Below are 22,477 nucleotides of genomic sequence, written 5' to 3'. Positions count from 1 at the left end.
CCTCATGCGACCGGCAGCCTCCGCGCGTCCAGAGCGCCGAACAGCCCGTCGGCCTTGTTCCAGGCCGCCGCGAGCCGCTGTGCCTGCTCACGGCGCCCGGACGCGACCGCGTCGGCGATCTCCCGGGTGGCGTGGGCGTGCAGGTGGGCCCGGTAGCGCGCGTATTCGGCGGCCGAATCCTTGCTGACCATGAACGGCCAGTCACTGGAGACCGTCAGCAGCGTCTCCCGGAGAATCTGGTCGGCCACGACATCACGCGCCGCGGGCGCACCCTGCGCAAGCGATTTGTCCACCGCGGTCAGCGCCGTGTCGACGACCTCGGTGTTGAGTTGGACGAGGTCGGAAACCTTCTCGCCGGCCCACACCTGCCAGTCCTTACCCGACCCCCACGAGCTCGGCGGCAGTTGCACCGGGCTGCCGACATAACCCTCGCGCACGGCGTCCGACAGCGTGCCCACACGTACCCCCGCCGCCGGCAGGGCGCGCAGCACCCGGCCCAGCCATTCGGGACCCTCGTGCCACCAGTGGCCGAACAGTTCGGTGTCGAATGCGGCCACGACGTGCGCCGGCCGTCCGATCCGCTCACTCTCCGAGCGCAGCCGGCGGCGCACCGTGCCGACGAAGTCCGCGACGTGGCCGTCGATCGCGGCGTCGGCGCGCTCGGGGTCGTAGGGCGCCTTCTCCTCGGACGGGACGTTGCGTCCGGTCACGCGAGCGGGTTTGAGCCCGGTGGTGTGGTCGTAGGTATGGAAGTCGCGATAGGCGGAATGGCCGGGATAGCCCGACTTCGGAGACCACACGCGGTAACTGACCTGCAGGTCGCGGCCGAACGCGACGACGTCGGTGTCACCGACCGGGCGACCCAGCGCGGTGTCGCCGTGCAACGACGGTCCGTCGACCATGAAGTGACCGACCCCCGCGGCGGCGTAACCGGTCTCCATGCCGGGTGCGTAGGCGCATTCGGGAGCCCAGATGCCGCGTGGGACATGGGCGAAACGCTGCCCGGCGTCGGCCACGCCTTCGCGCAGCGCGAACTCCCGCAACCGCGGGTTCAGCAGCGGCTGGAACGGGTGGGCCAGGGGTCCGCCGAGCAGCTCGATGACTGCGCTGTCGATCAGTTCCCGCAGCACCGGGCTGCCGCCGTGGCGCCAGAAGGTGTCGAACTCGGCCATCGCCTGATCCGCCCCGGCCAGCTCGTGGGTTCCGAAGCGCCGCAGGGCTTCTGGAGCCGATGCAGGCGACGTGCCGGTCGCCGTGCGGGTGGTGGCCGCTTCCAGTGCGCGCAGCTGCCAGTTGGCCAGCCAATGATGCATGCCCTGTAGGCAGTACGGATCGTCGAGTTGCGCGGCAACCACCGGGGTGATGCCGAGAGTGACCAGGTGCGTGCGGTTCTCGGCGGCCAAGCCGCGCAGCACGCGGGTCAGCGACACATAGCAGGCCGCCCAGGACTGGTACAGCCATTCCTCGCCGACCGGCCAGCGGCCGTGGTGGGCCAGCCACGGCAGATGGGTGTGCAGGACGAGGGTGAACAGTCCCGGGACAGGGTCGTCGCCGGTGGTCGTCACGGCCGCACCGCGATCGCTACCAGGTCCAGGCTGTCATCGATGTCGCGGCCGGGTCCGTGCGGCACCACGTCGAAATCGTCGACGTCCACCGAGGCGACGTCGGCCAGCAGGTCGGCGGGCCAGGGGGCGTCGGCCAGGGCACGGGCGATCTGGGCGTCGATGATCGAACCACCGTGGCGCGCATCGAGTTCGGCGAGACGGGCACCGTGGAAAACGCCCAGCATCGACTCCATCCGCAGCCCCGCCGACTCGATCAGATCGGTCAGCTCCGCGGCGTTGAGTTCGCGGGTGTGGAACGGGTTGACCGGGGTGTCCCGGCCGGGGGAGAACGTGATCCGGTTCGGGGTCGACATCAACAACACGCCACCGGGCCGCAACACGCGTCGGCATTCGGCGACGAACTGCCCCTGGTCCCACAGGTGTTCGATGACCTGGAAGTTGACCACGACGTCGACGCAGGCGTCCTCGAGCGGCAGTTGTGCGAGATTGCCGTGACGCATGTCGACGCGCGGGTAGCGAGCGCGGACGTGCGCGACGGCGGACTCGTCGTAGTCGAGTCCGATCACCGCGCGTGCGACGTCGGCGATGAGATCAGCCCCGTAGCCCTCGCCGCAGCCCGCTTCGAGCACGACCCGGTCACGGCAGTGGTCGACCAGACGCCGGTAGACCACTTCGTGGCGACGGAACCAGTAGTTCTCCTCGGCGATGCCGGGGACGGTCCGTTCACCGGTCAGGGCCATGGGTGCCTCGGCGGGCTGGTCTCCACGGGAGCTGTTGGCAACAGATGCGCTCATCGGAAGGCAGGCTAACCCGTAACCGTCCGATGACGAATAGTTCGCTCATCTATGGGCTGACAGAAACCCGAAGCCGACCAGTTATGGTGTTCTGGCGAACCACCGCAAGTTACCCGCGGGTAACATGGTGGTGATTGCTCCAAGCGTGGTATTGCAGGCCGAACTTTTCGGCCCCTTCGAGGAGGACGAACCAGAGCTATGACGAATATCGTGGTCCTGATCAAACAGGTCCCTGACACCTGGTCCGAGCGCAAGCTGTCCGACGGTGACTACACGTTGGACCGCGAAGCCGCCGACGCGGTGCTCGACGAGATCAACGAGCGCGCCGTCGAGGAAGCGCTGCTGATCAAGGAGCGCGAGGGCGGCGACAGCACGGTCACCGTGCTGACGGCCGGTCCCGAGCGCGCCACCGAGGCGATCCGCAAGGCGCTGTCGATGGGCGCCGACAAGGCGGTGCACCTGGTCGACGAGGGCATGCACGGTTCCGACATGGTCCAGACCGGGTGGGCACTGGCCCGCGCGCTGGGCACCATCGAGGGCACCGAGCTCGTCATCGCCGGCAACGAGGCCACCGACGGTACCGGCGGCGCCGTCCCGGCCATCATCGCCGAGTACCTGGGCCTGCCCCAGCTCACCCACGTGCGCAAGCTGACCGTGGAGAACGGCAAGGTCGTCGCCGAGCGCGAGACCGACGACGGTGTGTTCACCCTCGAGGCTTCGCTGCCTGCGGTGGTCAGCGTCAACGAGAAGATCAACGAGCCGCGCTTCCCGTCCTTCAAGGGCATCATGGCCGCGAAGAAGAAGGAAGTCACCAAGCTCACGCTCGCCGAGATCGGTGTGGAGGCCGACGAGGTCGGCGTCGACAACGCCGGTTCCAAGGTGCTCTCGTCGACCCCGAAGCCGCCCAAGACCGCCGGCGAGAAGGTCACCGACGAAGGCGACGGCGGCAGCAAGATCGCCGAGTACCTGGTCGGCCAGAAGATCATCTAGCAGAACTTTTCCGTTACCTCCAGAAACGAGAGACATTTCCATGGCTGAAGTACTCGTGCTCGTCGAGCACGCTGAGGGTGCGCTGAAGAAGGTCACCCAGGAACTCATCACCGCCGCCCGCACGCTGGGCGAGCCCGCCGCGGTGGTCGTCGGCAAGCCCGGCACCGCCGAGGGCCTGACCGACGGGCTCAAGGCCGCCGGTGCGGCCAAGATCTACGTCGCCGAGTCCGACGACGCGGAGAACTACCTGATCACCCCGTATGTCGACGTGCTGGCCTCGCTGGCGGAGTCGGCCAGCCCGGCTGCCGTGCTGCTGGCGGCCAACGCCGACGGCAAGGAGATCGCGGGCCGCCTGGCCGCCCGTATCGGATCCGGCCTGCTCTCCGACGTCGTGGAGGTCAAGGAGGGCGGCAAGGGCGTCCACTCGATCTTCGGTGGCGCGTTCACCGTCGAGGCCGAGGCCGTCGGGGACACCCCGATCATCACGGTGCGTGCCGGTGCCATCGACGCCGAGCCCGCCGACGGCGCCGGTGAGGTCGTCTCGGTCGAGGTGCCCGCGCAGGCCGAGAACGCCACCAAGATCGTCTCGCGTGAGCCCGCCGTGGCGGGTGACCGTCCCGAGCTGACGGAAGCCACCGTCGTCGTGGCCGGTGGCCGCGGTGTCGGCAGCGAGGAGAACTTCAAGATCGTCGAGGAGCTCGCCGATGCACTCGGCGGCGCCGTCGGTGCGTCCCGCGCCGCCGTCGACTCGGGTTACTACCCCGGCCAGTTCCAGGTGGGTCAGACCGGCAAGACGGTCTCGCCGCAGCTGTACATCGCGCTGGGCATCTCCGGAGCGATCCAGCACCGCGCCGGCATGCAGACCAGCAAGACGATCATCGCGGTCAACAAGGACGAAGAGGCGCCGATCTTCGAGATCGCCGACCTCGGCATCGTCGGCGACCTGTTCAAGGTCACCCCGCAGCTGACCGAGGCGGTCAAGGCTCGCAAGGGCTGAGTCCTCCTCGCCACCAGACGCAAAGTCGCCCTTTTCCTCCGGGAATTGGGCGATTTTGCGTCTGCTCGGCCGAAAAGGCGGGCCCGACTCGTCACCTGACGCTCATCGACACGTCACTGCGCCGACAGCGCGCGGTGACCCCGCTGCGCGACCGTGCTGAGCGTGAGCACCGCCTCTGTCCTCATCCGATCCGACAGTCCTGCGCCACAGACCCCCGCACCGAGCTACTCGCTGCTGCTGAGCAGCGACGGCGACGACATCGCGGCGGCCCAACGGCTGCGCCATCACGTCTTCTCCACCGAACCCGGATTCACCCTCGCCGGCGACACCGACCGCGACGCCGACCCGTTCGACGAGTTCTGTGACCACCTGCTGGTCCGCGACGACGCGACCGGCGATCTGGTCGGCTGCTACCGGATGCTGCCGCCACCTGCGGCGATCGCGGCGGGCGGCCTCTACATGTCCACCGAGTTCGACGTCACCGGTCTCGACGAGCTGCGACCGACGCTGGTGGAGATGGGCCGCGCGGTCGTGCGGGCCGACCACCGCAACGGCGCGGTGATCCTGTTGATGTGGAGCGGGATCCTGGCCTACCTGGACCGCTGCGGCTACGACCACGTCGCGGGCTGTGTGTCGGTCCCGTTGCACGACCCCGCCGGCGACGGTGCACCGGGCAGTGCGCTGCGCGGGGTCCGCGACTTCGTGCGCCGACGCCACGCCGCGCCGGTCCGCCACACCGTCTTCCCGCACCGTCCCGTCGTCCTCGACGGCCGCACCCTCGACGACATCGCCGCGCCGCCGCGGGTGACGGTGCCTCCGCTGTTGCGCGGTTACCTGCGGTTGGGTGCGCAGGTGTGCGGGGAACCGGCGCACGACCCGATCTTCGGCGTGGGCGACCTGCCTGCGCTGCTGGACAAACGTCGCGCCGACATTCGCTACCTGCGCAGACTGCGGTCCGTTCAGCACGCCGCGGGTGCGCGATGACCTCGCACGCCTGGTTGCCGACCGCGACGTGCGGCCGGGACTGCGTCGCCGCCCGCCCGGGTGGTCGGCGCCTGCAGATCGTCACCCGGGTCGGGCTCCGCGCTGCCGCGCTGACGCTTCTGCTGCCGTTGATGCCGCTGCTGGCGGTGCCGGCGCCGGGGCGCCGCGCGTGGCAACGGCGCTACTGCCGCGCCGTGTTGCGCTGCCTGGGGATCCGGGTCTCGGTCTCCGGTGGACCGATCCGCAACGTGACGGGCGTCCTGGTGGTCGCCGGGCACGTGTCGTGGGCGGATGTCTTCGTCATCGGGGCGGTGCTGCCCGGCGCGTTCGTCGCGAAGGCCGAGATGCTGCGGTGGCCCGCGCTGGGTCTGGTGGCCCGCCTGGTCAAGGTCATCCCGATCGACCGGGCCGAACTGCGCAGCCTGCCCGACGTGGTGTACGCGGTCGCGGATCGCCTGCGTCGGGGCCGCACCGTGGTCGCCTTCCCCGAGGGCACCACCTGGTGCGGCCGGGCGCACGGTGACTTCCGGCCCGCGCTGTTCCAGGCCGCGATCGACGCACAGCGGGCCGTCCAGCCGCTGCGGTTGAGCTATCACGACAGCGACGGTGCGCTGTCGACGGTGCCCGCCTACATCGGCGACGACACCCTGTTCGCGTCGCTGCGCCGGATACTCTCGGCCCGCCGCACGGTCGCGCGAGTACACGTCGAGTCGTTGCAACTGCCGGGTTCGGACCGCCGCGAACTCGCGCAGCGCTGCCAGCGGGTGGTGCGCGGCTCCGACGTCGAGCCGGTGCGTGCGCCGGCACACCCCCGACGACGCGCCCCGGTCGCCTGACCGGCGTCGAGCTGCGGTGACTGAGGTCCGACCGTCCCGGACGGCTATCCTGGAACGGCTATGTCCCTGCCCGCGCCGGTCTATCTCGACCACGCCGCCACCACTCCGATGCGTCCCGTCGCCATCGAGGCGATGAGTGCTGTGCTCGGCACGGTCGGTAACGCATCGTCACTGCACGGTTCCGGACGCGTGGCCCGGCGTCGGCTCGAGGAGTCGCGGGAAGCGCTGGCGCACCTGCTGGGGGCGCGCCCGTCCGAGGTCATCTTCACCGCAGGCGGCACCGAGAGCGACAACCTCGCGATCAAGGGGATGTACTGGGCGCGGCGCGACGCCGATCCGCGGCGCCGCCGCATCATCACCACGCCGGTGGAACACCACGCGGTTCTCGACGCGGTGCAGTGGCTGGTGGAACACGAAGGCGCCGAGGTGACCTGGCTTCCGGTGGACGCGGTCGGCGCTGTGAGCGCGGCCTCGTTGCGTGCGGCCCTCGACGACCCCACCGACGTGGCCCTGATCTCGGTGATGTGGGCCAACAACGAGGTCGGCACGGTGCTGCCGATACATGAATTGGCCGCGGTGGCAAGAGAATTCGGCATCCCCATGCACAGCGACGCCGTCCAGGCGGTGGGGCAGCTGCCGGTGGACTTCGCGGCCAGCAATCTGTCGGCGATGAGTGTCACCGCCCACAAGTTCGGTGGCCCCACCGGTGTCGGCGCACTCCTGCTGCGCCGCGACGCCGACTGTGTGCCGCAGTTGCACGGCGGCGGTCAGGAACGCGACGTGCGATCGGGCACCCAGGACGTCGCCGGCGCGGTGGCGATGGCGGCCGCTGCGCGCGATGCGGTCGAGACGATCGACGCCACGGCCGCACGGTTGCGTTCATTGCGTGACCGGCTGGTCGACGGCGTGCTCGGCGCCGTCGACGACGTGTACCTCAACGGTGCGCGCGGGGCGGGACGACTGCCGGGCAACGCGCACTTCACCTTCCGTGGATGCGAGGGCGACTCACTGCTGATGTTGTTGGACGCCAAGGGCATCGAATGTTCGACCGGCTCGGCCTGCACCGCCGGGGTGGCGCGGCCGTCACACGTGTTGACCGCCATGGGCGCCGAGTCGGCCAGCGCCCGCGGGTCCCTGCGGTTGTCTCTGGGGCACACCAGCACCGACGGCGACGTCGATGCCGCGCTCGCGGTACTCCCGGCCGCGGTCGAACGGGCGCGCCAGGCCGCGCTGGCCGGAGCCGGCGATCGATCCGGAGCAGGCCGCCCGTGAAGGTCCTCGTCGCGATGAGTGGGGGCGTCGACTCCTCGGTGGCCGCCGCCCGGATGGTCGACGCCGGCCACGACGTCACCGGTGTGCACCTGGCGTTGTCCTCGGCGCCGGGGACCCTGCGCACCGGATCGCGGGGCTGCTGCTCGAAGGAAGATGCCGGCGACGCCCGTCGCGTCGCGGACGTTCTCGGAATCCCGTTCTACGTCTGGGATTTCGCCGAGCGGTTCCAAGAGGACGTCATCGACGACTTCGTCGAGTCCTACGCTCGCGGCGAGACGCCGAACCCATGTGTGCGCTGCAACGAGCGCATCAAGTTCTCCGCGCTGGCGGCCCGGGCACTGGCGCTGGGCTTCGACGCGCTGGCCACCGGCCACTACGCGCGGCTGTCCGACGGTCGACTCCGTCGTGCCGTGGACGCCGACAAGGATCAGTCCTACGTGCTGGCGGTGCTGAGCGCAGAACAATTGCGGCACGCGCTGTTCCCGATCGGTGACACCCCGAAGACGCAGATCCGCGCCGAAGCGGCCCGGCGGGGTCTCGCGGTCGCCGAGAAGGCCGACAGCCACGACATCTGTTTCATCCCGACCGGGGACACCCGCGCGTTTCTCGGCGCGCGGATCGGCGTCCGCCGCGGCTCGGTGGTCGACGCAGCCGGCGTCGTACTGGCCGAACACGACGGGGTGCACGGATTCACCGTCGGTCAACGCAAAGGGCTCGGTATCGCCGGGCCGGGACCCGACGGTCGGCCGCGCTACGTCACCGGCATCGACGCCGCCACCGGCACCGTGCGGGTCGGTGACATCACCGATCTCGACGTCACCACGCTGGTGGGCGACACCCCGGTGGTCACCTCCGGCGTGGCGCCGGACGGACCGCTGGAATGCCAGGTGCAGGTGCGCGCGCACGGGGGTGTCGTCGACGCGGTCGCCCACGTCGCCGAGGACAGCGTCACCGTCGACCTGCGCACACCGCTGCGCGGTGTGGCGCCGGGCCAGACGCTGGTGCTCTACCGCCCCGACCCCGACGGGGACGAGGTGCTGGGCTCCGCGACCATCCGCGCCGCCGGCTAGCGGGGGATATTGCTCATGATGTTGGTCATGACGGTGTCGGACACGGAGTCGGCGAAGGCGCAGAACGTGATCTCGGCCAGCACTTCGGCTTTGATCCGGTAGTCCCGCCCGCAACTGCCGGGCCGGGTCCGTGCCGTGTCCTCGGTGGTCGTCACCGGGCCCACCAGGGCCGGTCCTGCGGGCGTGTCCGCGCAGCGTCGGATCGAGTCGACCAGCCCCCCGAACGCGCGCCGAGCGGTGTCGACGTCGCGGTACCCGGCGGCCGCCTGGGAGATCAGCGCCCCGTCGGGTGGGTTCTGGTAGGACGTCTTGTGGAACTCCTCGACCTCGTCGCCGAACACCTGGGTCTCGGCCACCAGCCAACTGCATTGCGCGGGAACGGTTCCCAGGAGATGGTCGACATCGACGGGCATCTTGGACTCCATGCCGGGAATCGGGGTCAGGTCGGCGCCCGCGCCGGTGAGCGCCTGCATCTGTTGCCGGTCGAGAAGGACGGTGTCCACGTCGACGGGTGACCGGGATTTCTCGTCGGGCAGCGGGGCCGTGCGTGCCGCTGTCCCGCCGACGGTGTGGGTGCATCCGGCCAGCAGTACCGCCGCCGCCACCGCCGGCGACCACCGACGCCATCTGCCGCGGGCCGTCATGGCTCGACTGTAGTGGGTGCAATATCGTCGGGCGGTGACTGTCTTCGCCACCGCGACCGGCATCGGATCGTGGCCCGGTACCTCCCCGGCCGAGGCCGCCGAGGTGGTGATCGGAGAACTCCACCAGATGCCCCACCTCGTGGAGTTGCCCGCGCGCGGCGTGGGCGCCGACCTGATCGGACGCGCCGGCGCGCTGCTCGTCGACCTGCCCCTCGACACCGTGCCGCGGGGCTACCGGATCGCGTCGGGACGCAGCTCGGCGATGCGGCGCGCGGCCAGCCTGCTCGACGAGGACCTCGACGCGCTCGAGGAAGCCTGGGAGAAGGCCGGTCTGCGCGGCGGGGAGCGGGTCGTCAAGGTTCAGGGTCCGGGCCCGGTGACGCTGGCGGCGCAGCTCGAACTGGCCAACGGGCACCGCGCCATCACCGATCGCGGTGCGTTCCGCGATGTGGCGATGTCACTGGCCGAGGGTATGGCTGCGCATCGTGCGGAGGTCTCGCGACGGCTGCAGACCCGCGTGGTGGTGCAGCTCGACGAGCCGTCGCTGCCGGCCGCGGTGGCGGGAGACCTCTCGGGGGTGACGAGTCTGAGCCCGGTGGCCGCGGTCGAGGAGTCGTCGGTCACCGCGCTGCTCGACGACTGCGCCGCGATCATCGGCCCGGACATCGCACTGCACTGTTGTGCTTCCGGTCTGCCCTGGAATGCGTTGCGCGACTGTGTGGTCGACGCGATCGCGGTGGACATGCACACCCTGAGGACTGCCGACCTCGACGGTATCGGCGAGTTCGTGGAGACCGGTCGGACCGTGCTGCTCGGTGCGGTGGCGTCCACCGAACCCGCCGGGCGCCGGTCGGTCGAAGAGGTCGCCGCCGCGGTCGCGACGATCACCGACCGCCTCGGATTCCCGCGCTCGGTGCTGGCCGAGCGCATCGGGATCACCCCGGCCTGCGGGTTGGCCGCGGCGACCCCCCGGTGGGCGCGGACGGCGGTCGAACTCGCGCGCAAGACCGCAGAAGCCCTCCGCGCCGATCCGGACGCCATCTGACCGCTGGGCCGCGACGGAAAACAAGTGTTCAGCAGCTCCCGATCCTGCTCTATTGTCGGAAGCAACTGAGCCGACCCGATGTGCGGAAAGGGGAGACGGCAGCCGATGAGCGTGGGGTCTGCGCGTCCCTCCGACGCCGAGCACCTGCAGGTGCTGCGTTCCTACGACATTCTCGACACCCCGGCCGAGACCGCGTTCGACAACCTCACCGCACTCGCCGCCGAGGTCTGCCAAGCACCGATGGCGGCATTGAGCTTCCTCGACGTCGACCGGGAATGGGTGAAGTCCGGTGTGGGTGTCGAACTCACGGAAATCCCGCGCGCGCAGTCGCTGTGCGCCCATCTGATCGGCCCGGCGGTACCGGCATGGGTCACCGATGTCCTCGACGACGCCCGCACAGCGCAGTTGATCAGTCCGGCTCCCGGCGCGCGCTTCGTCGCCGCAGTACCGATCCTCAGTCCCGCAGGGTTCGTCGTCGGGGCGCTCAGCGTCATGGACGTCATGCCGCGGCCGGTGCAGTCGGCCACCCACAGGCACCTTCAGACGGTGGCCGACCAGGTACTCGCGCTGCTCGAGTTGCGTCGCCGCAATCGGGACGGCGCCGAGAGGTCGGCGTCGCGCCGGTCGGCGTCGGCGGCGCTGCGGCGCCAGCTGAGGTTGCTCGACGGGGTGCTCAAACACGCCGACGTCCTCATCTACGCCAAGGACACCGACGGCCGGATCCTGATGGCGAATCCGGCGCTCGAACACGTCACCCGCAATGCGAGTCTGATCGGGCGCACCGACCACGAGCTGTTCCCCCGCATGGTCGCCGACCGCTTCCGCCGCAGCGACGTCGAGATCATGACCACGCAGCGGTGGCAGGTGTTCAGCGAGGAGGTCGTCCATCCTGACGGCACGACCCACACCTACCGCACGACGAAGTTCCCGTTGATCGGCGACACCGGAGAGGTGATCGGTGTCGGTGGGATGTCCACCGACGTCACCGAACTCGCGGCCGCCCGGGCCGCCCATGCCCAGGCCGAGCAGCGCTGGCGGGCATTGATCGAACAGTCACCGGTCGCCGTGGTCGTGGTCGACGACCGCGGACAGATCCTGTACGCCAACCCGGCGGCCGACGCGCTGTGCGGCACCGCGCTGGCGTCGACACCGGGGCTCGAGCTGGTGCATCCGCAGCTGCGCGACGCTGCGCAGACCATGCTGCGAGAGATCATCGGTGGCGGGCCGGCGCTGCGCGGGCAGCGCGGCACGCTGCTCCGTTCCGACGGTGCGGAGCTCACGGTCGAATTCAGTGCCACCGCGGTCAGTCACGAGGGCATCCCGAGCGTGCAGCTCGAAGTGCGCGACATCTCCCACCTGGCCGCCGCCCATGCCGCCCTGAAACAGTCGGCCTCCACCGATGCGCTGACCGGCCTGTGGAACCGGCAGGCGTGGGACGAGCAGGTGTCGCAGATCCTCGACAAGTCGACCGGCGCCGCGCTCACCATCGCGGTGATCGACCTCGACAACTTCAAGTACTTCAACGACACCCGCGGCCACACCGCCGGTGACGCGCTGCTGCGGCGTTTCGCCGCCGAGGCCGAGAGTTCGCTGCGGCGCGATGACGTGCTGGCCCGTTGGGGCGGGGAAGAGTTCATCGTCGCGATGCCGTCGACCACCCCCGCGCAAGCCGAAACAGTCCTGCAGCGCATCCAGCGCTGTGTGCCGTCGGGCCAGACATGTTCTATCGGCTACACCGCCCACGACGGTGCAGAACCGTTGACCGACACGGTTGTTCGCGCGGACACGGCGCTCTATCAGGCCAAGCGCCGGGGACGCAACCAGCTGTCGCGTCTGTGACGACCGCTCACTGCGAGCGCAAGTCCTTGCGCAAGATCTTGCCCGCCGCCGACTTCGGGACGGCGTCGATGAAGGCCACCCGGCGCACCTTCTTGTACGGGGCCACCTGACCGGCGACGAATTCGATGACCTCCTCGGCGGTGAGCTCGCTTCCGGGTTGGGTCACCACGAAGGCCTTCGGAACCTCTTCGCCGTCGTCGTCGGGTACGCCGACCACGGCGGCGTCAGCGATCTGCGGATGCGTCAGCAGTACCGCCTCCAACTCGGCCGGCGGCACCTGGTAGCCCTTGTACTTGATCAGCTCTTTGAGCCGGTCGACGATGTAGACGCAGCCGTTCGCGTCGACCTGCGCGAGGTCCCCGGTGTGCAGCCAGCCCTGCGCGTCGATGGTCGCGTTGGTGGCCTCCTCGTTGTTGAGGTAACCGGCCATCACGTTCGGCCCTTTGAACCACAGTTCACCGGTTTTGCTCAGACCCTCTGCGGGCGGGTCGATTTCGTCGCCGGTCTCGGGGTCGACGATCTTGGAGGCAGCGTTGGACACCGTCCAGCCGACCGAGCTCAGTGGTGCCTCGATGAGCATGTTGACCCGGCCGCCGTCGAAGGGAGTGATGTGGCTGACCGGGCTGAGTTCGCTCATGCCGTATCCTTGAACCACCTTGCAGCCCAACCGTTGTGCGACCGCATGTCCGAGGTCGGCGTCCAGGGGAGCGGCCCCGGACATCACCACCTTCAGCGACGACAGGTCGTAGTCGTCGACCAGCGGGTGTTTGGCCAGTGCGACGGCCACCGGCGGGGCGATGAACGCGATCGTGCACCGGTGTTCGGCGATGTTGCCCAGGAACTCGGCGAGGTCGAAACTCGGCATGATGACCAGCTGGGCGCGCGCATGCACCGCGGCGTTGAGCAGCACCGTCATCCCGTAGATGTGGAAGAACGGCAGCACGGCCAGGACCACGTCGTCGGGTTGCATGCCGTGCAGCGGACGAATCTGCGCCACGTTGGCCACCAGGTTGCGGTGGGTCAGCATCACGCCCTTCGGGTTCCCCGTGGTTCCCGAGCTGTAGGGCAGCACCGCCAGGTGAGTCGACGGCGCGAAGTCCACCCGCGGCGCGGCGGGCGCGCCGGCCAACAGCTCCTCGGCGTTCGGATGGCCGTCGACGTCGCGGCCACCGCCGTCGAGCACCACGAGGTCCTCGTCGGAGATGCCGGCCTGGGCTGCACCCTCCTTGGCGGCCGCCAACAACGGTGTGACCGTGATGAGCATCCTCGCCTTCGCGTCACGGAGTTGTTTGGCGACGTCCTTGCCGGTGAACAGCGCATTGATCGTGGTCGCGGTGGCCCCGCAGCGCAGGATGCCGTGGAACGCGATCGCGAAGGCGGAGCTGTTCGGCGCGAGCAGCCCGACCACGTCGCCGACACCGACCCCACGCGCGGCCAGCGCCCCGGCGAAGGTGTCGATCCGGCCGATCATCTCGCGGTAGGTGGTGTGGCGGCGGGTCTTCGCGTCGACGAGGGCGACACGGTCGAGGGTGGCGTCGTCGATGCCGTCGAACAGGTAGTCGAAGACGCTGGCTGTGGGGATGTCCACTTCGGGGAACGGGCTGGAGAAACTCATGATGGTCCGATCGAAGCACGTTCGGTGCCCGCCCGGGTCAACGTTGGTCGAGCTCCTTGAGCAATTTCTTCGACGCCACCATCCGGTAGGACGCGTCGAGCAGTTCGCCGACCTCGGTCCAGTCCACGGCGGCCGCGGTCAGGTCCAGACCCAGCCAGCCGAACGGGCCCAGGTAGGCGGGGAAGAAGAAGCGGCGGTCCTGCTCGAGTGCCCGACGGTCGGACTCGTCGACCTTGACCAGGACGGCATGCGGGAACTGGCGATGTTCGCGCGAGCCGTCGACCTTGAGGCTGCCGCCGTAGACGGCGAACATCTTCGGGGCGCAGAACACCGGCCGCCCCCACGAGACCTTCTCCGTGGCGCCGGGAAACCCCAACGCAATCTCGCGCACCTGCGCGAGTCCCGGATCGTCGTCACCGAACATGATCGGGTGCGGCATGGAAGAGCAGCCTACGGCGTCGGCAGGCTGTCGGGACAGCGCGATAGCCTGCCAGGGTGAGTCGCGAGGTGACCCCGGATCCCGAGGCGGTGCTGGCCGAACAGGCCGACGACGCCCCCGACGCCGACCTGCGCCGCCGATGGCAGGAGCTCGCCGACGAGGTCCGTGACCATCAGTTCCGCTACTACGTGCGTGACTCGCCGATCATCTCCGACGCCGAGTTCGACGCCCTGCTGCAGCAGCTGCAGACCCTCGAGGACGAGCACCCGGAGCTGCGCACCCCCGATTCGCCGACGCAGCTGGTGGGAGGCGCCGGGTTTTCCACCGACTTCGCCGCCGCCGAGCATCTCGAGCGAATGTTGAGTCTGGACAACGTCTTCACGCCCGACGAGCTGGCGGCATGGGCGGCACGCATCAAGACCGAGATCGGCGCCGACGCGCACTACCTGTGCGAGCTGAAGATCGACGGGGTGGCCTTGTCGCTGGTCTACCGCGACGGTCGTCTGGAACGCGCCGCGACCCGCGGCGACGGCCGCACCGGCGAAGACGTGACGCTCAATGCCCGCACCATCGACGACATTCCCGAAAAGCTCAGCGGCACCGAGGAATTCCCGGTCCCGAAGGTGCTGGAGGTCCGCGGTGAGGTGTTCTTCCGGGTCAGGGATTTCGAGGACCTCAACGCCGGGTTGGTCGCCGAGGGCAAGCCGCCCTTCGCCAACCCGCGCAACAGTGCCGCCGGGTCGCTGCGGCAGAAGAACCCCGCGGTCACCGCACGACGCCGCCTGCGGATGATCTGCCACGGGGTCGGGCGCGTCGAAGGCGCCGGAGCGACCCCGTTCGCCACGCTGCACGACGCCTACCGCGCGCTGAAGACGTGGGGGCTGCCGGTGTCCGACCACACCACCCGGGTGCAGGGGCTCGAAGCCGTCACCGAACGCATCGCCTACTGGGGTGAGCACCGCCACGAGGTGGAACACGAAATCGACGGCCTGGTGGTCAAAGTCGACGAGGTGGCGCTGCAGCGGCGTCTCGGCGCCACCTCCCGGGCGCCGCGCTGGGCGGTGGCTTACAAGTACCCGCCCGAAGAGGCGACCACCAAGCTGCTCGACATCCGCGTCAACGTCGGCCGCACCGGACGCGTCACCCCGTTCGCCTACATGGAGCCGGTGAAGGTCGCGGGCTCCACCGTCGGGCTGGCCACCCTGCACAACGCTTCCGAGGTCAAACGCAAAGGTGTCCTGATCGGCGACACCGTCGTCATCCGCAAGGCGGGCGACGTCATCCCCGAGGTGCTCGGACCGGTCGTCGACCTGCGTGACGGCACCGAGCGCGAATTCGAGATGCCCACCCACTGTCCGGAGTGCGGCACCGCGCTGGCCCCCGCCAAGGAGGGCGACGCCGACATCCGCTGCCCGAACTCCCGCACCTGCCCCGCGCAACTGCGCGAGCGGGTGTTCCACGTCGCCGGGCGCGGTGCCTTCGACATCGAGGGGCTCGGTTACGAGGCCGGGATCGCGTTGCTGCAGGCGCAGGTGATCACCGACGAGGGCGACCTGTTCGACCTCACCGAGGACGACCTGCTGCGCACCGACCTGTTCACCACCCAGAAGGGTGAACTCTCGGCCAACGGGCGCCGGCTGCTCAACAACCTCGGCAAGGCCAAGAGCCAACCGCTGTGGCGGGTGCTGGTGGCGCTGTCCATCCGCCACGTCGGGCCCACCGCCGCGAGGGCGCTGGCCACCGAGTTCGGCAGCCTGGACGCGATCGTCGCCGCATCGGAGGAACAGCTGGCCGCCGTGGAAGGCGTCGGCCCGACCATCGCGGCCGCGGTCACCGACTGGTTCACCGTGGATTGGCACCGCGCGATCGTGGAGAAGTGGCGCGCTGCCGGGGTGCGGATGGCCGACGAACGCGACGCGAGCATCGCCCGTACCCTCGAGGGCCTGTCGATCGTGGTGACCGGCTCGCTGGCGGGCTTCAGCCGCGACGACGCCAAGGAGGCGATCATCGCCCGCGGCGGTAAGGCGGCCGGCTCGGTGTCGAAGAAGACGGCCTACGTGATCGCCGGTGACGCACCGGGTTCCAAGTACGACAAGGCGATCGAGCTGGGTGTGCCCGTGCTCGACGAGGACGGTTTCCGCCGGCTGCTCGAGGGTGGACCCGACGCCGTCTGAGAAAGCCCTCAGCTGTAGCCCCGCCGGATGTCCTCGACGACGCGGGGATGCTCCAGAGTCGACGGCGGCAATGAGAGCGGCGGCCGGTCGTCGGGGAACACGGTGGCCGCGTCGAGCACCCGTCGGTCCAGGAAGCGCAGCGCCGGGGAGTTCGCCGGCACGGTCGGTCGCGGCGCCTCTCGGCCGCGGTGGGCCAGCACGAAACCCCAGTCGCCGAACGTCGGTACGTGCACGTGGTAGGGCGTCGTGCCGAACCCGGCCGAGCCGACGGTGGACACGGTGCGCCAGAACGCCGTTGGTGTGGAGTAGGGGCTGCCGGCCTGCACGACCATCCGGCCGTCCGGGGCGAGCACCCGGGTGATCATCACGTAGAACTCGGTCGAATAGAGCCGGCCGAGCGCGGGGGTGTCGGGGTCGGGGAGATCCACGATCACCGCGTCGAACCCGCCTGGCGGCCGGGCGTGGGGTGCGCGCAGCCAGGTCATCGCGTCGGCGACCACCACGTGCACCCGCGGGTCGTCCAGCGCACCGCGGTTGACCGGGCGCAGCGTGGTGCGCCCGAGATCGATGACGGCGGGGTCGAGTTCGACCTGCACGATCCGCTCCAGGGTGGGGTGCCGCAGCAACTCGCGGGCCGCCAGCCCGTCACCGCCGCCGAGCACGAGCGCCGTACGGGTCCGCTCGTCCAGCGCCGGGTACACCAGACTCTCGGTGTACCGGTGTTCGTCGCGCGTCGAGAACTGCAGTCCGCCATCGAGATACAACCGCATGTCGTCACCGCGGCGGGTCAGGACGATCTCCTGGTAGGCCGAGCGTTGGTAGGCCACGATCGGATCGGTGTAGAGCCGCTGGCGGGTGGTGGTTTCGATGCCGTCGGCGCGCACCATCAACGTGGCGAGCAGACCCAACGCCGCGGCCAGCACGCCCAGCGCCGCGGCCAGTTCGCGTCGGCTGATGATGTGCCGCAACAGGAACACCGCGACCACGGCCGCGGCGACGAGGTTGATCATGCCGGTGACCGCGGCGCCGCGCATCATGCCCAGATGCGGCAACAACAGGAACGGCCAGGTCAGCCCGCCGAGCAGCGCGCCGAGGTAGTCCGCGGCGTTGAGATTGGCCAGCACCCGGCCACTGTCGGTGGCACCGGCGACGCGGCCCCGCTGCAGCAGCGTCATCAGCAGCGGCACCTCGGCCCCGACCAGGCATCCGATCACGACCGTGCCGATGACCAGCACCCACAGCGAACCACCGATGAAGGCGAACGCGACGTAGAGAGCGGCCGCCGAGAGTCCACCGATGATGCCGAGCAGCGTCTCCACCGCGATGAACGTGATGGCCGCCCGGCCCAGCAGCGGTTTGACGAGCAATGCGCCCACCCCGAGCGCCGCGACGTAACCGGCCACGATCAGCGAGGTCGCGACGATACCGCCACCGTGCACGCTGGCCGACAGTGTCAGCAGCGCCAGCTCATAGATGAGCCCGCACGCCGCGCACGCCGCCACCGCCGCGAGCAGCAGCGCCCGCCAGCGTGTGCCGGGCGGGGCGACCTCCTCCCCGGTGATGCCGCCGCCGGTGCGTTCCGGGGAGGCCGAGGTCATGACAATGCGGCGGCGTTGACCGCTCCCACGGCCAACAGCACCACCGCGGTCGCGATCGCCGCCGGGTGCAGTCGTTCGTCGGTGATCAGGTCCCGGAACCGGCCGGGCACCACGACCTCGAGCACCACCAGCGCGACCCCCTGCAGGGCGACGCCGACCAGACCGTAGACCGCGGCGTCGACGAGTCCCTGCCCGAGATCAGCCGAACTGGCAACGATCGCGGTGGCGACCACCGCGGCGAGCGCCAGGTACATCCCCGAGGCGACGGCGACCGCGTTGGGCCGACGCTCGACGAACACCAACTGGCGCAGGTTGCCAGGGGTGAGTAGGTCGACCATCACGAAACCGGCCGCCAGGACGACGACGCCGACCACGAAGTAGAGCAGCGCAGCGACCACGTTCTGGGCGAGGGCGTCGCCGCTGACTGTGCCGAACTCGATCGCGGCCTGATACATGCGGATCTCCTTTGACTGGTTGTCGTGGGGTCATTTCCCGCCGCCAGGGCCGCCGGTACTGCCGCCCGAGCCGCCTGACGGAGCTCCGGGGAAGAAACCGGGGCCCAGGAAGATGAAGCCGCCCCCGGTGTAGCGGCTCCCTTGGACGTCCTCGACCCGGATGGTGCACGGCCGCGCGCCGTCGGGTCCGACGATCACGATGTCGTCGTTGTAGCGCAGGTACTCCACGCCGCCGTCGTTGGCCCGGGCCTCGGGCCGCTGGTAGTTCGCCAACTGCTCGGCCACGCGCGCCGGGGACCCCGAGCACTCGTAACTCGACGCCTCGGAGCCGTGTGAATAGGCCGGGTAGTTCTCGGCGACGTGTGTCCGAATGTCCTTGTCGATCATGGAGATTCCGAGCACCAGGCACAGGATGCCGCCGATCGCAAGTGCGCCGGACAACAAGAAGAGTCGGGTGCTGCTCAAGGACACCACCGGCTCTCGGTGTACACCACGGTCCCGCCCGTGGCTTCCGGATACAGGTGCCATGTCTGCCACCGCCAGCCGGCACCGTCGGGCTCGGCGGTCAGCGCGGTCAGGGCCGCGTCGTCACCGGGGAAGGCGCCGCCTAGCCACGCCGCGTCGGTCGCGCAGCGGTCCCGGAGGTGGTTGGCGAGCCTGCGGAAGTCCGGCTCGTCGTGGGTGGTCATGCGGGACTGCAGTCGGTAGCCGGGGGCGTCGGCCCGCTGGGGGAGGGCGCCTTCGGCGGCTCGGACCGCACACGAAACCTCTTCGGAGAACGACACTTCGGAGTCCTCCACGGTGATCACGTGCGACGCGCCCAAGACCCCCAGCTGCAGCGCGCTGCCGGTGGGATGGCGCAGGCGCAGCGTCGCCAGCGGTGGTGGGGCGGGCGCGTTGAGTGCCAGGCCCAGGCCCGTGCCGCTGACGTCGGTCGGCGACACGGCGAGCTCGTGCAACGGCAACAGCGGTCCTATGCGTCCGGAGAAGGCGCGGGATACACGGTCAGCTCACCGGGCGACATCGACCTGCCGTGCGAGATCTCCCACTGCATGCCGGCACCCCACCGTTCGAAGCCCAGGAACGTCGTCCCGTCGGCGGCGGCGTAGTCGACATAGTCCATGTCACCGCCGGCCGGCAGCCCCGTCGTCCCTTCGGTCGTGTAGGACGCCTGGCCGCGTTCGGTCTCGGTGAACGTCACACCGTCGACGGTGTGGGGTCCGCCGGGCTGCAGCGCGAGGTCCTTGCGGCGCAGCCACCAGGTCAACTCGAGGCGGCCTTCGTCCTCCTCGACGCTGAACCAGACCGGCTCCGGACCGCCCTCCAGGAGATGCTCCCACCAGACGAACGGACCTTCGCGCAGCGTCACCGATCCGCGCACGACGTAGTCGATGCCGCCGTGGCTGACGATGGCGCCCGGCGCGAGCTGTCGGGGCCCGAACGTCTGCATCTGGCCCGCTTTGAGCGGATCCTGCCGCTGGGCAGGCTGCTTCGGTTCCTTCGCCCGGCGCATGGCTTTGACGAAGACGACGACCGCGGCGATGAGCAACCCGATCGCGAGCAAGATCAACAGCGTTTCCACGCGAACCCTTTCGTCGTTTTCGACGCTAGCAGCTGAGCTCAGCGCAGGATGGTCGCGACGATCCCGGCCAGGTAGCCCAGGCGCGCGACCTCGCTGGGACGGAATGCCGGGCCGCCGGGGCGGCCCAGCACGACCGCGGTGTGCGGATCGCCCAGCGGTGCCGCGGCGAGCGTGGTGTCCATGTCGCGCCAGACCTGAGGCACCCACGGAGCCGTCTCGTCGAGCGCCTGGGCACGGTCCAGCGGCAGCCACGGGGTGTCGGCGGCCACCGTCTCCGGAGCGCCGGCACTGCCCGCGATCCGCTGCGGCCCGGTGTCGGTCAGCGCGGTCACCGTGCACCACCCCACGCGCAGCACCCGGGGCGCCTCGTCGGCGAGCACCTGCAGGCGGGCGGCGCGGCCGTCGACGGCGGCGACATGGTCGATCAGCTCGAGTTCGCGGTGCGCCTCCAGCAGCCCGGTGTGCGGGCGGACCGAGTCGACGTAGACGCCCTCGAGTCGTTCGGCGGCGGTGATCAGCATGTCGGGCATCGCGCCGGCGGGCAGTTCGACCACCAGGTCGTCGACGGCGTAGCCGCCGGTGCGTTCCACCACGTCCAGCGACAGGATGTCCGCGCCCGCGGTGCCGAGCGCCACGGCCAGCGAGCCCAGGCTTCCCGGCCTGTCCTCGAGCTCGACGCGCAACAGATAGGTGGGCACGGCGAACACTGTGTCACGGGAAGGCGCCGGTGGGCGACTCGACGGAGGGCACGGAGACCAGCGTCAACTAGGCTGCGTGGTCGTGTCCCAGATCTCTCGCGACGAGGTTGCCCACCTGGCGCGGCTGGCTCGGCTCGCCCTGACCGACGACGAACTCGACAGCTTCGCCGGTCAGCTCGACGCCATCATCGGTCATGTCGGCCAGATCGCGGCGGTCGACGTCACCGGCGTCACGGCCACCGACAACCCGCTCAAGGACGTCAACGTGTTCCGACCCGACGAGGTGACGCCCGGGCTGAACCAGGACGAGGCGTTGGCGTCGGCGCCGCGCGCCGAGGACGGCCGCTTCGCGGTGCCGCGGATTCTCGGGGAGGCGGAATGACCGACCTGATCAGGCAGGACGCGGCCACACTCGGCGCCCGGATCGCCGCCAAGGAGGTGTCGTCGACGGAGGTGACCCAGGCGTGCCTGGACCAGATCGCCGCCACCGACGACCGCTACAACGCGTTCCTGCACGTCGCCGGTGACGAGGCGTTGCAGGCGGCCGCCGCGGTCGACAAGGCGCTCGCCGACGGCGTGGAGCTGCCGTCGCCGCTGGCCGGGGTGCCGCTGGCGCTCAAGGATGTCTTCACCACCGTCGACATGCCCACCACCTGTGGGTCGAAGATCCTCGAGGGGTGGACGTCGCCGTACGACGCGACGGTCACCGCGCGGCTGCGCGCCGCCGGGATCCCGATCCTGGGCAAGACCAACATGGACGAGTTCGCCATGGGCAGCTCGACGGAGAACTCGGCGTACGGGCCCACCCGCAACCCGTGGGACGTCGACCGGGTGCCCGGCGGGTCCGGTGGCGGCAGCGCCGCCGCGCTGGCGGCCTTCCAGGCGCCGCTGGCCATCGGCTCCGACACCGGCGGATCCATCCGCCAGCCGGCGGCGCTGACCGCCACCGTCGGGGTCAAGCCGACCTACGGCACGGTCTCGCGCTACGGCCTGATCGCGTGCGCCTCGTCGCTGGACCAGGGCGGACCCTGCGCGCGCACGGTGCTCGACACCGCGCTGCTGCACGCCGTGATCGCCGGGCACGACCCGCGCGACTCGACGTCGATCCACGCCGCCGTCCCCGACGTCGTCGGTGCCGCGCGGGCCGGAGCGGGCGGTGACCTGGCCGGGGTACGGATCGGTGTGGTCAAGCAGCTGGCTCAGGGAGAGGGCTACCAGCCGGGAGTGCTCGCGTCGTTCAACGCCGCCGTCGAGCAGCTGACCGCGCTGGGCGCCGAGGTCACCGAGGTCGACTGCCCGCACTTCGACTACTCGCTGCCCGCCTACTACCTGATCCTGCCGTCGGAGGTGTCGTCGAACCTGGCCAAGTTCGACGGGATGCGCTACGGACTGCGGGTCGACGACGACGGCACCCGCAGCGCCGAGGAGGTGATGGCACTCACCCGGGCCGCCGGTTTCGGCCCAGAAGTCAAGCGCCGCATCATGATCGGTACGTATGCGTTGTCGGCCGGCTACTACGACGCCTACTACAACCAGGCGCAGAAGGTGCGCACCCTGATCGCGCAGGATCTGGAGAAGGCCTACGAGAAGGTCGATGTGCTCGTCTCCCCGGCGACCCCGACCACGGCGTTCCGGTTGGGGGAGAAGGTCGACGACCCGCTGTCGATGTACCTGTTCGACCTGTGCACGCTGCCGCTGAACCTGGCCGGGCACTGCGGGATGTCGGTCCCGTCGGGGCTCAGCGCCGACGACGGACTGCCGGTCGGACTGCAGATCATGGCGCCGCCGCTGGCCGACGACCGGCTCTACCGGGTGGGCGCGGCCTACGAAACCGCTCGGGGACCGCTGCCGAACGCGCTCTGACAGGGTAAGGATGGACG

The 22,477-nt window shown here is 70.0% G+C and carries 22 protein-coding genes; 11 read left to right on the top strand and 11 right to left on the bottom strand.

Annotation, left to right across the window (positions count from 1 at the left end; genetic code table 11):
- Nucleotides 1-2: 2 nt before the first annotated feature.
- Both ACAG25_RS21415 and ACAG25_RS21410 read right to left on the bottom strand, forming a co-directional pair.
- Nucleotides 3-1,565, bottom strand: coding sequence for a 1,4-alpha-glucan branching protein domain-containing protein (locus ACAG25_RS21415; protein ID WP_370490487.1), 1,563 nt, complete (start codon nucleotides 1,563-1,565; stop codon nucleotides 3-5).
- Entirely contained in the window at nucleotides 1,562-2,359 is a 798-nt protein-coding gene (locus ACAG25_RS21410; RefSeq protein WP_370490486.1) for a class I SAM-dependent methyltransferase, read from the bottom strand. The genes ACAG25_RS21415 and ACAG25_RS21410 overlap by 4 nt, the downstream gene beginning before the upstream one ends.
- Nucleotides 2,360-2,557: 198 nt before the next feature.
- Between ACAG25_RS21410 and ACAG25_RS21405 the strand changes: the two genes are divergently transcribed.
- From ACAG25_RS21405 to mnmA, 6 genes are all read left to right on the top strand, one after another.
- Entirely contained in the window at nucleotides 2,558-3,349 is a 792-nt protein-coding gene (locus ACAG25_RS21405) for an electron transfer flavoprotein subunit beta (RefSeq protein ID WP_370490485.1), read from the top strand.
- A 40-nt stretch (nucleotides 3,350-3,389) separates the two neighbouring features.
- Nucleotides 3,390-4,346 carry an electron transfer flavoprotein subunit alpha/FixB family protein gene (locus tag ACAG25_RS21400; protein WP_370490484.1) on the top strand — a complete coding sequence of 319 codons (957 nt, stop codon included), beginning with the start codon at nucleotides 3,390-3,392 and terminating at the stop codon, nucleotides 4,344-4,346.
- A gap of 162 nt (nucleotides 4,347-4,508) precedes the next feature.
- Nucleotides 4,509-5,330, top strand: a complete 822-nt coding sequence (locus ACAG25_RS21395; RefSeq protein WP_370490483.1) for a GNAT family N-acetyltransferase — start codon at nucleotides 4,509-4,511, stop codon at nucleotides 5,328-5,330.
- Complete coding sequence (locus ACAG25_RS21390) at nucleotides 5,327-6,166, top strand: lysophospholipid acyltransferase family protein (RefSeq protein WP_370490482.1); 840 nt, start codon at nucleotides 5,327-5,329, stop codon at nucleotides 6,164-6,166. The genes ACAG25_RS21395 and ACAG25_RS21390 overlap by 4 nt, the downstream gene beginning before the upstream one ends.
- Before the next feature lie 60 nt (nucleotides 6,167-6,226).
- Nucleotides 6,227-7,438 carry a cysteine desulfurase family protein gene (locus ACAG25_RS21385; RefSeq protein ID WP_370490481.1) on the top strand — a complete coding sequence of 404 codons (1,212 nt, stop codon included), beginning with the start codon at nucleotides 6,227-6,229 and terminating at the stop codon, nucleotides 7,436-7,438.
- Entirely contained in the window at nucleotides 7,435-8,508 is a 1,074-nt protein-coding gene (mnmA, locus tag ACAG25_RS21380) for a tRNA 2-thiouridine(34) synthase MnmA (protein WP_370490480.1), read from the top strand. The genes ACAG25_RS21385 and mnmA overlap by 4 nt, the downstream gene beginning before the upstream one ends.
- Here mnmA and ACAG25_RS21375 read toward each other — a convergent pair.
- Nucleotides 8,505-9,152 (bottom strand): sensor domain-containing protein, encoded by a 648-nt coding sequence (locus ACAG25_RS21375; protein ID WP_370490479.1) that lies wholly within the window; start codon nucleotides 9,150-9,152, stop codon nucleotides 8,505-8,507. The genes mnmA and ACAG25_RS21375 overlap by 4 nt on opposite strands.
- A gap of 34 nt (nucleotides 9,153-9,186) precedes the next feature.
- Between ACAG25_RS21375 and ACAG25_RS21370 the strand changes: the two genes are divergently transcribed.
- Both ACAG25_RS21370 and ACAG25_RS21365 read left to right on the top strand, forming a co-directional pair.
- Complete coding sequence (locus ACAG25_RS21370) at nucleotides 9,187-10,197, top strand: methionine synthase (RefSeq protein ID WP_370490478.1); 1,011 nt, start codon at nucleotides 9,187-9,189, stop codon at nucleotides 10,195-10,197.
- 105 nt (nucleotides 10,198-10,302) lie between these two features.
- Nucleotides 10,303-12,036 (top strand): diguanylate cyclase domain-containing protein, encoded by a 1,734-nt coding sequence (locus ACAG25_RS21365; protein ID WP_370490477.1) that lies wholly within the window; start codon nucleotides 10,303-10,305, stop codon nucleotides 12,034-12,036.
- 7 nt (nucleotides 12,037-12,043) lie between these two features.
- Here ACAG25_RS21365 and ACAG25_RS21360 read toward each other — a convergent pair whose 3' ends face one another.
- A complete protein-coding gene (locus ACAG25_RS21360) occupies nucleotides 12,044-13,651 on the bottom strand; it encodes a 4-coumarate--CoA ligase family protein (protein ID WP_370490476.1) in 1,608 nt (535 codons plus the stop codon).
- A 37-nt stretch (nucleotides 13,652-13,688) separates the two neighbouring features.
- Complete coding sequence (locus ACAG25_RS21355) at nucleotides 13,689-14,090, bottom strand: MmcQ/YjbR family DNA-binding protein (protein ID WP_370490475.1); 402 nt, start codon at nucleotides 14,088-14,090, stop codon at nucleotides 13,689-13,691.
- Between the two features lie 89 nt (nucleotides 14,091-14,179).
- Here ACAG25_RS21355 and ligA point away from each other — a divergent pair, with 89 nt between their 5' ends.
- Nucleotides 14,180-16,264 carry an NAD-dependent DNA ligase LigA gene (gene ligA, locus ACAG25_RS21350; RefSeq protein WP_370490507.1) on the top strand — a complete coding sequence of 695 codons (2,085 nt, stop codon included), beginning with the start codon at nucleotides 14,180-14,182 and terminating at the stop codon, nucleotides 16,262-16,264.
- A gap of 8 nt (nucleotides 16,265-16,272) precedes the next feature.
- Here ligA and ACAG25_RS21345 read toward each other — a convergent pair whose 3' ends face one another.
- From ACAG25_RS21345 to ACAG25_RS21320, 6 genes are read right to left on the bottom strand one after another with little or no spacing between them, the layout of a single operon-like run.
- Nucleotides 16,273-17,862, bottom strand: coding sequence for a polyamine aminopropyltransferase (locus tag ACAG25_RS21345; protein WP_370490474.1), 1,590 nt, complete (start codon nucleotides 17,860-17,862; stop codon nucleotides 16,273-16,275).
- Entirely contained in the window at nucleotides 17,859-18,317 is a 459-nt protein-coding gene (locus ACAG25_RS21340; RefSeq protein WP_370490473.1) for a DUF350 domain-containing protein, read from the bottom strand. Before ACAG25_RS21340 ends, ACAG25_RS21345 begins: the two co-directional genes overlap by 4 nt.
- Before the next feature lie 30 nt (nucleotides 18,318-18,347).
- Nucleotides 18,348-18,782, bottom strand: coding sequence for a DUF4247 domain-containing protein (locus ACAG25_RS21335; protein ID WP_370490472.1), 435 nt, complete (start codon nucleotides 18,780-18,782; stop codon nucleotides 18,348-18,350).
- Nucleotides 18,779-19,282, bottom strand: a complete 504-nt coding sequence (locus tag ACAG25_RS21330) for a DUF2617 family protein (RefSeq protein ID WP_370490471.1) — start codon at nucleotides 19,280-19,282, stop codon at nucleotides 18,779-18,781. The genes ACAG25_RS21335 and ACAG25_RS21330 overlap by 4 nt, the downstream gene beginning before the upstream one ends.
- Nucleotides 19,283-19,290: 8 nt before the next feature.
- Entirely contained in the window at nucleotides 19,291-19,899 is a 609-nt protein-coding gene (locus tag ACAG25_RS21325; RefSeq protein WP_370490470.1) for a DUF4178 domain-containing protein, read from the bottom strand.
- A gap of 38 nt (nucleotides 19,900-19,937) precedes the next feature.
- On the bottom strand, nucleotides 19,938-20,597 hold the full coding sequence (locus tag ACAG25_RS21320) for an amino acid-binding protein (RefSeq protein WP_370490469.1): 660 nt from the start codon (nucleotides 20,595-20,597) through the stop codon (nucleotides 19,938-19,940).
- 82 nt (nucleotides 20,598-20,679) lie between these two features.
- Here ACAG25_RS21320 and gatC point away from each other — a divergent pair, with 82 nt between their 5' ends.
- A complete protein-coding gene (gene gatC / locus ACAG25_RS21315) occupies nucleotides 20,680-20,979 on the top strand; it encodes an Asp-tRNA(Asn)/Glu-tRNA(Gln) amidotransferase subunit GatC (protein WP_370490468.1) in 300 nt (99 codons plus the stop codon).
- Nucleotides 20,976-22,460, top strand: a complete 1,485-nt coding sequence (gene gatA, locus ACAG25_RS21310) for an Asp-tRNA(Asn)/Glu-tRNA(Gln) amidotransferase subunit GatA (protein WP_370490467.1) — start codon at nucleotides 20,976-20,978, stop codon at nucleotides 22,458-22,460. Before gatC ends, gatA begins: the two co-directional genes overlap by 4 nt.
- Nucleotides 22,461-22,477: the final 17 nt, after the last annotated feature.

It is taken from the genome of Mycobacterium sp. pV006 (assembly GCF_041287115.1).
Taxonomy (GTDB): Bacteria; Actinomycetota; Actinomycetes; order Mycobacteriales; family Mycobacteriaceae; genus Mycobacterium.
Note: the sequence above shows the minus strand (reverse complement) of the source record. Positions and strands in the feature narration are given on the sequence as shown.

Coding starts and splice junctions, on each gene's coding strand:
- ACAG25_RS21410 (WP_370490486.1), bottom strand. CDS start 2,359: ATGAGCGCATCTGTTGCCAACAGCTCCCGTGGAGACCAGCCCGCCGAG.
- ACAG25_RS21405 (WP_370490485.1), top strand. CDS start 2,558: ATGACGAATATCGTGGTCCTGATCAAACAGGTCCCTGACACCTGGTCC.
- ACAG25_RS21400 (WP_370490484.1), top strand. CDS start 3,390: ATGGCTGAAGTACTCGTGCTCGTCGAGCACGCTGAGGGTGCGCTGAAG.
- ACAG25_RS21390 (WP_370490482.1), top strand. CDS start 5,327: ATGACCTCGCACGCCTGGTTGCCGACCGCGACGTGCGGCCGGGACTGC.
- ACAG25_RS21385 (WP_370490481.1), top strand. CDS start 6,227: ATGTCCCTGCCCGCGCCGGTCTATCTCGACCACGCCGCCACCACTCCG.
- ACAG25_RS21375 (WP_370490479.1), bottom strand. CDS start 9,152: ATGACGGCCCGCGGCAGATGGCGTCGGTGGTCGCCGGCGGTGGCGGCG.
- ACAG25_RS21365 (WP_370490477.1), top strand. CDS start 10,303: ATGAGCGTGGGGTCTGCGCGTCCCTCCGACGCCGAGCACCTGCAGGTG.
- ACAG25_RS21360 (WP_370490476.1), bottom strand. CDS start 13,651: ATGAGTTTCTCCAGCCCGTTCCCCGAAGTGGACATCCCCACAGCCAGC.
- ACAG25_RS21355 (WP_370490475.1), bottom strand. CDS start 14,090: ATGCCGCACCCGATCATGTTCGGTGACGACGATCCGGGACTCGCGCAG.
- ACAG25_RS21345 (WP_370490474.1), bottom strand. CDS start 17,862: ATGACCTCGGCCTCCCCGGAACGCACCGGCGGCGGCATCACCGGGGAG.
- ACAG25_RS21340 (WP_370490473.1), bottom strand. CDS start 18,317: ATGTATCAGGCCGCGATCGAGTTCGGCACAGTCAGCGGCGACGCCCTC.
- gatA (WP_370490467.1), top strand. CDS start 20,976: ATGACCGACCTGATCAGGCAGGACGCGGCCACACTCGGCGCCCGGATC.